9 protein-coding genes and 1 pseudogene are annotated in these 6429 nt (G+C 66.8%); 5 read left to right on the plus strand and 5 right to left on the minus strand.

The window, feature by feature from the left end; translation table 11 throughout:
* From Q1W68_RS14290 to Q1W68_RS14310, 5 genes and pseudogenes are all read left to right on the plus strand, one after another.
* Positions 1 to 237: pseudogene (locus Q1W68_RS14290) on the plus strand (1,2-phenylacetyl-CoA epoxidase subunit A); the annotation flags it as partial.
* Positions 234 to 527, plus strand: a complete 294-nt coding sequence (paaB, locus tag Q1W68_RS14295) for a 1,2-phenylacetyl-CoA epoxidase subunit PaaB (RefSeq protein ID WP_300655951.1) — start codon at positions 234 to 236, stop codon at positions 525 to 527. The pseudogene Q1W68_RS14290 and the gene paaB, both read left to right, overlap by 4 nt.
* On the plus strand, positions 527 to 1378 hold the full coding sequence (gene paaC, locus Q1W68_RS14300) for a 1,2-phenylacetyl-CoA epoxidase subunit PaaC (RefSeq protein ID WP_300716971.1): 852 nt from the start codon (positions 527 to 529) through the stop codon (positions 1376 to 1378). Before paaB ends, paaC begins: the two co-directional genes overlap by 1 nt.
* An 8-nt stretch (positions 1379 to 1386) precedes the next feature.
* Positions 1387 to 1911, plus strand: a complete 525-nt coding sequence (gene paaD, locus Q1W68_RS14305; protein WP_300716972.1) for a 1,2-phenylacetyl-CoA epoxidase subunit PaaD — start codon at positions 1387 to 1389, stop codon at positions 1909 to 1911.
* A gap of 4 nt (positions 1912 to 1915) precedes the next feature.
* Positions 1916 to 3028, plus strand: a complete 1113-nt coding sequence (locus tag Q1W68_RS14310) for a 2Fe-2S iron-sulfur cluster-binding protein (RefSeq protein WP_300716973.1) — start codon at positions 1916 to 1918, stop codon at positions 3026 to 3028.
* Positions 3029 to 3049: 21 nt separating this feature from the next.
* On the opposite strand, the gene Q1W68_RS14315 is transcribed toward Q1W68_RS14310, so the two are convergent.
* The 5 genes from Q1W68_RS14315 to Q1W68_RS14335 all read right to left on the minus strand — a co-directional run.
* Positions 3050 to 3649, minus strand: a complete 600-nt coding sequence (locus Q1W68_RS14315) for an OmpW family outer membrane protein (RefSeq protein WP_300655957.1) — start codon at positions 3647 to 3649, stop codon at positions 3050 to 3052.
* Between the two features lie 134 nt (positions 3650 to 3783).
* Positions 3784 to 4272 (minus strand): septal ring lytic transglycosylase RlpA family protein, encoded by a 489-nt coding sequence (locus Q1W68_RS14320; protein WP_300655959.1) that lies wholly within the window; start codon positions 4270 to 4272, stop codon positions 3784 to 3786.
* Entirely contained in the window at positions 4269 to 5099 is an 831-nt protein-coding gene (metF, locus tag Q1W68_RS14325; protein WP_300716974.1) for a methylenetetrahydrofolate reductase [NAD(P)H], read from the minus strand. Before metF ends, Q1W68_RS14320 begins: the two co-directional genes overlap by 4 nt.
* A gap of 42 nt (positions 5100 to 5141) precedes the next feature.
* Positions 5142 to 5909, minus strand: a complete 768-nt coding sequence (locus Q1W68_RS14330) for a TlyA family RNA methyltransferase (RefSeq protein ID WP_300716975.1) — start codon at positions 5907 to 5909, stop codon at positions 5142 to 5144.
* Positions 5910 to 5914: 5 nt separating this feature from the next.
* Positions 5915 to 6429, minus strand: a 515-nt coding sequence (locus Q1W68_RS14335) for an adenosylhomocysteinase (protein ID WP_300716976.1), incomplete at its 5' end; no start/stop codon positions are given.

Here is a 6429-nt window from a genome sequence, read left to right on the forward strand (position 1 = left end):
GTGCTGGGCGTGACCCTGCCCGACCCCGATCTGAAATGGAACGAGGCGCGTGGTCACCACGACTACGGGCAGATCGACTGGGACGAGTTCTGGGCGGTGGTCAACGGCGACGGCCCGTGCAACAAGGAGCGTCTGGCCACGCGGGTGAAAGCGTGGAACGACGGCGCCTGGGTGCGCGAGGCGGCCCTGGCCCATGCGGCCAAACAACAGGCACGCGCCATGAAGGAGGCGGCATGAGCACGGCGCTGAAAGAATGGCCTCTGTGGGAAGTCTTCGTGCGGAGCAAGCAGGGCCTTGAGCACAAGCACTGCGGCAGCCTGCACGCCAGCGACGCGCCCCACGCGCTGCAAATGGCGCGCGACGTGTACACGCGCCGCCAGGAGGGCGTGAGCATCTGGGTCGTGCCGTCCAACAGCATCACGGCCAGCGAGCCCGACAGCAAGGACAGCTTCTTCGACCCAGCGGCCGACAAGGTGTACCGCCACCCCACGTTCTACGAAATCCCCGACCAAGTGGGGCACATGTGATGGTCTCGGCCCCCACCCACGCACCCGTGGACTATTTGCTGCACCTCGCCGACAACGCGCTGGTGCTCGGCCAACGCAACGCCGAGTGGTGCGGTCACGGGCCCATCCTCGAAGAGGACCTGGCCCTGGCCAACAACAGCCTCGACCTGCTGGGCCAGGCCCGCATGCTGTACCAGCACGCCGCCGCGCTCATCAACGACGACGCTGACCTGACGCAACGGTTCCAGCACCTGCAAGGCGCGCGCACCGACGGCCGGGTGAGCGAAGACACCCTGGCCTACTTCCGCGACACGCACGAGTTCCGCAACCTCACCTTGCTGGAGCTGCCGCACAGCGGCGCGCTGGCCAGCACCGCCTCGGGCGACCGCGACTACGCCACCACCATCACGCGCAACTTCCTCTACAGCGCGCTCATGGTGCTGGTGTGGGACAGGCTTCAGAACTCGGCCGACGCGCACCTCGCCGCCATCGCGGCCAAGTCATTGAAGGAAGTGCGCTACCACCTGCGCCACGCCAGCGACTGGCTGGTGCGTTTCGGCGACGGCACCATTGAGTCGCACGCCCGCGCGCAAGCCGCGCTCAACCACCTGCTGCCGTATTGCCAGGAGTTCTGGATCGGCAGCGACGCCGAAACACAGGCGGTGCAGAGCAGCACGGGCGCCGACCTGGCCAGCCTCAAGGCCGACTGGGACGCCCTGGTGGACGACACGGTGCAAGAGGCCACGCTCAAGCGCCCGGCGGTGCAGGGCTACGTACCGCAGGGCAAGCTGGGCGTGCATTCGGAACACATGGGTTTTCTGCTCGCCGAGATGCAGAGCCTGGCGCGCACGCACCCGCAAGCGGTGTGGTGAGCAGCACCATGACGCTCGCCGCCGCCGGGGACCACGCTGCGATCTGGGCCGCGCTCGCCGACCTGAGCGACCCCGAAATCCCGGTGGTCAGCTTGAGCGAGCTCGGCATCCTGCGCGAGGTGCGCGCGGGTGCCGACGGCACACCCGAGGTGGTGATCACGCCCACCTACAGCGGCTGCCCGGCCATGGGGCAGATCGAGGACGATGTGCGCGCGGCTTTGGTCAACGCCGGCATCGGCGCGCGCGTGGTGACACAACTCGCCCCGGCCTGGACGACCGACTGGATGAGCGAGGCCGCGCGCGAGAAGCTGCGCGCCTACGGCATCGCACCGCCGCAATGCGGCAGCAGCGCGAACGCCGGCACCAACGTGCTGAAGTTTTCGCGCCAGGCCCTGCAGCGCGAGGCGGTGCCCTGCCCGCAGTGTGGCTCGACCCACACCACCGAGACATCGCCCTTCGGCTCCACCGCCTGCAAGGCGATGTACCGCTGCCTCGACTGCCTGGAGCCCTTCGACTACTTCAAACCCTATTGATGCCATGAGCACCGCACCCCGCTTCCACGAGCTGCCCATCGCCCGCATCAGCCCCGAGGCCGCGGGCGCGGTGGCCATCACGCTGGCCGTCCCGCCCGAGCAGCGCACGGCGTTTGCGTTCGAGCCGGGCCAGTTCCTCACCGTGCGCGCCACCATCGGCGGGCAAGATGTGCGGCGCAGTTACTCCATCAGCAGCCCGCGCAGCCTGCTCACGCAACAGGGTGAGCTCACGCTGGGCATCCGGCCGGTGGACGGTGGCGTGTTTTCCAACTGGGCGGCGAGCGAACTCAAGGCCGGCGACACACTGAAGGTGATGCCGCCCGACGGCCGCTTCACCGTGCACAAGGCGCGCGCGCTGCACCGCGTGGGCTTCGCAGCGGGTTCGGGCATCACGCCCATCCTCTCGCTCATGGCCAGCACGCTCGAAGAATCGCCGCAGGCGAAATTCACCCTGGTCTATGGCAACCGCCGCATGGACAGCGTGATGTTCAACGAAGCGCTGCAGGACTTGAAAGACCGTTACGCCGACCGGCTCACGCTGATCCACATCCTCTCGCGCCAGGCGCAAGAGGTGCCGTTGCTCGAAGGCCGCATCGACGGCGACAAGGTGCGCGCGCTCATCGCCACGCTGCTGCCGGTGGCCAGCATGGACGAGGTGTTCGTCTGCGGTCCTGCGGCCATGATCGATGCGACCGAGAAGGCCCTGCTCGACGCCGGCGTGCGGCCCGACCGGGTGCACACCGAGCGCTTCACCTCGCCCACCCTGGAAGCCTTGCCCGCCGCGACACGGAAGGCGGTGGTCTTGGGTCACGCCGATGCGGCGGTGCACAGCGAGGGTGAAGTCGCGCTCACCGTGATGCTCGACGGCAAGCCGCACGAACTGCGCATGAACCGGGACGAGCGCGTGCTCGATGTGGCCCTCAACGCGGGGCTGGACCTGCCCTGGTCGTGCCGCGGCGGCGTGTGCTGCACCTGCCGGGCCAAGGTGATGCAGGGCTCGGTGGCGATGGAAAAGAACTACACGCTGGAGCCCTGGGAAACCGACCAGGGTTTTGTGCTGAGCTGCCAGGCGCGCCCCACGAGCGATCACCTGGTCGTCAGCTTTGACGAGCGCTGAGGCGCTCGCCCCGGCACCGACTCAGAAGCGCCAGCCCAGACCGACGCCGACCAGCACCGGGTCCACCTTGAAGGTGCCGATGTTGCTGCCGCCGGCGATCACGTCGGTCTTGATGTAAACCTTCTTCACGTCGACGTTGAGGTACAGGTTTTTGGACAGGGGGAAGTCCACGCCCGCCTGGAACGCGAGGCCGTAGCTGTTGCGTTTGAGGTCGGCCGCGCCGCCGAGCAGCTCCACCGAACTGAAGCGCGTGTAGTTCACACCCGCCCCCACGTAGGGCTTGATGCCGCTGGCGTGGTTGAAGTGGTACTGCAACGTGAGGGTGGGTGGCAAATGCTTCAGCGTGCCGATCTGCGTGGCGCCGGCGTACACCCGCTGCTTTTGCGGCACGGTCAACACCAGCTCGGCCGCCAGGTTGGGGCTGAAGAAGTAGGTGAAGTCCACTTCGGGCAGCGTCTTGTTGTTGATCGACAGGTCCAGACCGGTGCTGTCCTTGTTGGCGCTGTCCAGGTGCACGGCGCGCGCGCGCACCAGCAACGAGCCTGCGGTGAAGTCTTGCGCAACGGCAGCACCCGATGCCAGCAGTGCGAGGGAGGCAATGGCCAGAGTGGTCTTTTTCATGGTGTTCAGTGATCGAGCCGGGAACATTCCCGACACCCATTACAGAAGACCTGGACCCGCTCGATGTTGCGCTGCGTCAATGCGCACAAGGGATCGCGAGCCTGCCACGCCGGCCTTTGACGCAGATCAAAGTTTCAGTCGCGCAGCACCACGATCGTCGCCACGCCCATCTGAAGCAGGCCGATCTGCTGGGCCGCTGCGCGGCTCAGGTCGATGACGCGGCCCCGCACATGGGGGCCCCGGTCGTTGATGCGCACGGCCACTTCCTGACCATTGGCGAGGTTGCGCACCCGCACGCGTGTGCCGAACGGCAGCGTCTTGTGGGCCGCGGTGAGATCGTGCATGTTGAAGGTCTCGCCGCTGGCCGTGCGCCGTCCGTGAAACCGGGGTCCATACCAAGACGCGCGACCCCGCTCGATTTCGCGATCGCGCGTCGTGTCCACCGCATCGGGCGCTGGAGATGGCACCTCACCCACCTGTGGCGGGATCACCGCACCCACCGCGGGCGCATCGCCTGCCGCGGGCGTGCTGGACAGCGGTGGACCGGAAGGCGGCTGCGTCGCACACCCACCCAGCCACAACACGGTGGCCAGAGCGAGGGTGAACGCGCCCTTCAAACTCATGACAGCTGCAGCCGGTTCGCAATCTCCAGCGTGGCCGCACTCTGGTTCATGGTGTAGAAGTGCAGCGCCGGCACGCCGCCGTTGCGCAGCTGGTCGCACAGGTCGGTCACCACGTCCAGGCCAAAGGCCTTGATGGAAGCGCTGTCGTCGCCGAAGGCTTGCAGGCGCAGGCGGATCCAGCGCGGGATCTCGGCGCCGCTGGCGTCCGAGAAGCGCATGAGCTGCGTGGAACTGGTGATGGGCATGATGCCGGGCACCACCGGCACGTCGACGCCAAGCTTGTACGCGTCGTCCACGAAGCGGAAGTAAGCGTCGCTGTTGTAGAAGTACTGGGTGATGGCCGAGTGCGCGCCCGCGCGCACCTTGGTCACGTAGGCCTGCAAATCGGAATCGGGCGACTTCGCCTGCGGATGCACCTCCGGGTAGGCCGCCACCTCGATGTGGAAATCGTCACCGGTCTCGCTGCGGATGAAGGTCACCAGGTCGCTGGCGTAGTGGAACTCGCCGCCCGCGCCGTAGCCGCTGGGCAAGTCACCGCGCAGCGCCACCAGGCGCTTCACGCCCATGGCCTTGAGCGTGGCGAGCTGTTCGCGCACCGAAGCCTTGGTGGCGCCGATGCACGAGAAGTGCGAAGCCGCCGGTACCGATTCGGCGAGGATGTCGCGCACGGTGTTGAAGGTGCCTTCCTGCGTGGAACCGCCGGCGCCGTAGGTGACCGAGCAGAACTCGGGCTTCAAGGGATACAGCTGCTGGCGCACCGCGCGCAGCTTCTCCACGCCCTCGGGCGTCTTGGGCGGAAAGAATTCAAAACTCACGGGCAGGCCCATGGGGTTCTCCAGAAATGTGCGGGTTCGACACCGCCGCGGGCCTCAGGCCGGCAGGCGGGCGAACACCAGAAATTCGCGGTTGCCGTCACCACCGGTGATCGGGCTCTCAAAATAGTCGAGCAGCACGAGGCCGCTGTCTTGGACCACCTGCCCGATGCGTTCGCGCACCAGCGGGTAGCTCGCTTCGCTCTTGACCAGGCCGCCCTTGCCGATGTGCTCGGGCTGCAGTTCGAACTGCGGCTTGACCAGCATGAGCACCTGGCCGCCCGCCTTGAGCAGGGGCACCAGCGCCGGCCACACCAGCGTCTGCGAGATGAACGACAGGTCGCCCACGATCAGGTCGAACGGTGCGGCGGCGGCTTCCCCACCCGCATCGGTCAATGCCTCGGCGGTGAGGTCGCGTGCGTTGCAGCGTTCGATGCAGACCACCCTCGCGTCGTCACGCAGGCGCGGATGCAACTGGCCCTGCCCCACGTCGACGCCCACCACCTGCCGGGCGCCACGTTGCAGGAGGCAGTCGGTGAATCCACCGCTGCTTTGGCCCACGTCGAGGCAGCGCAGGCCGCGCACGTCGAGCGCCACGCGTTGCAAGGCACCGTCGAGCTTGAGGCCACCGCGCGAGACAAAACGCGTCTCGGCGTTGTCCACCGCCTGCAGTTCCACCGTCTCGCGCAGTTCCTGGCCGTTCTTCGAGACGGTGGTCCAGTCGCCCGGCAGCAGCCGCCAGCGCACGCCCGATGCAATCAGGCGCTGCGCTTGCGACTTGGACGCCGCCAGTCCGCGCTCGACGAGCAGTTGGTCTGCCCGCATGCGGATCAGTAGCGGTACGTGTCGGCTTTGTAAGGGCCGGCCTTGCTCACACCGATGTAGGCGGCCTGCTCGTCGCTGAGTTCGGTCAGCATGGCGCCGACCTTCTTCAGGTGCAGACGGGCAACCTTTTCATCCAGGTGCTTGGGCAGCACATAGACCTTGCCCGATTCGTACTGGTCCTGCTTGGTGAACAGCTCGATCTGCGCGATGGTCTGGTTGGCGAAGCTCGACGACATCACGAAGCTGGGGTGGCCGGTGGCGCAACCCAGGTTCACCAGGCGGCCTTTGGCCAGCAGGGTGATCTTCTTGCCGTCGGGGAAGGTGATGTGGTCGACCTGGGGCTTGATCTCGTCCCACACACACTTTTCGAGCGACGCGACGTCGATCTCGTTGTCGAAGTGACCGATGTTGCAGACGATGGCTTCGTCTTTCATGGCGGCCATGTGCTCGTAGCGGATCACGTTCTTGTTGCCGGTGGCGGACACGAAGATGTCGCACTTGTCGGCGGCGTATTCCATGG

The sequence above is a fragment of the Hydrogenophaga sp. genome, assembly GCF_030158645.1.
Taxonomy (GTDB): Bacteria; Pseudomonadota; Gammaproteobacteria; order Burkholderiales; family Burkholderiaceae_C; genus Hydrogenophaga.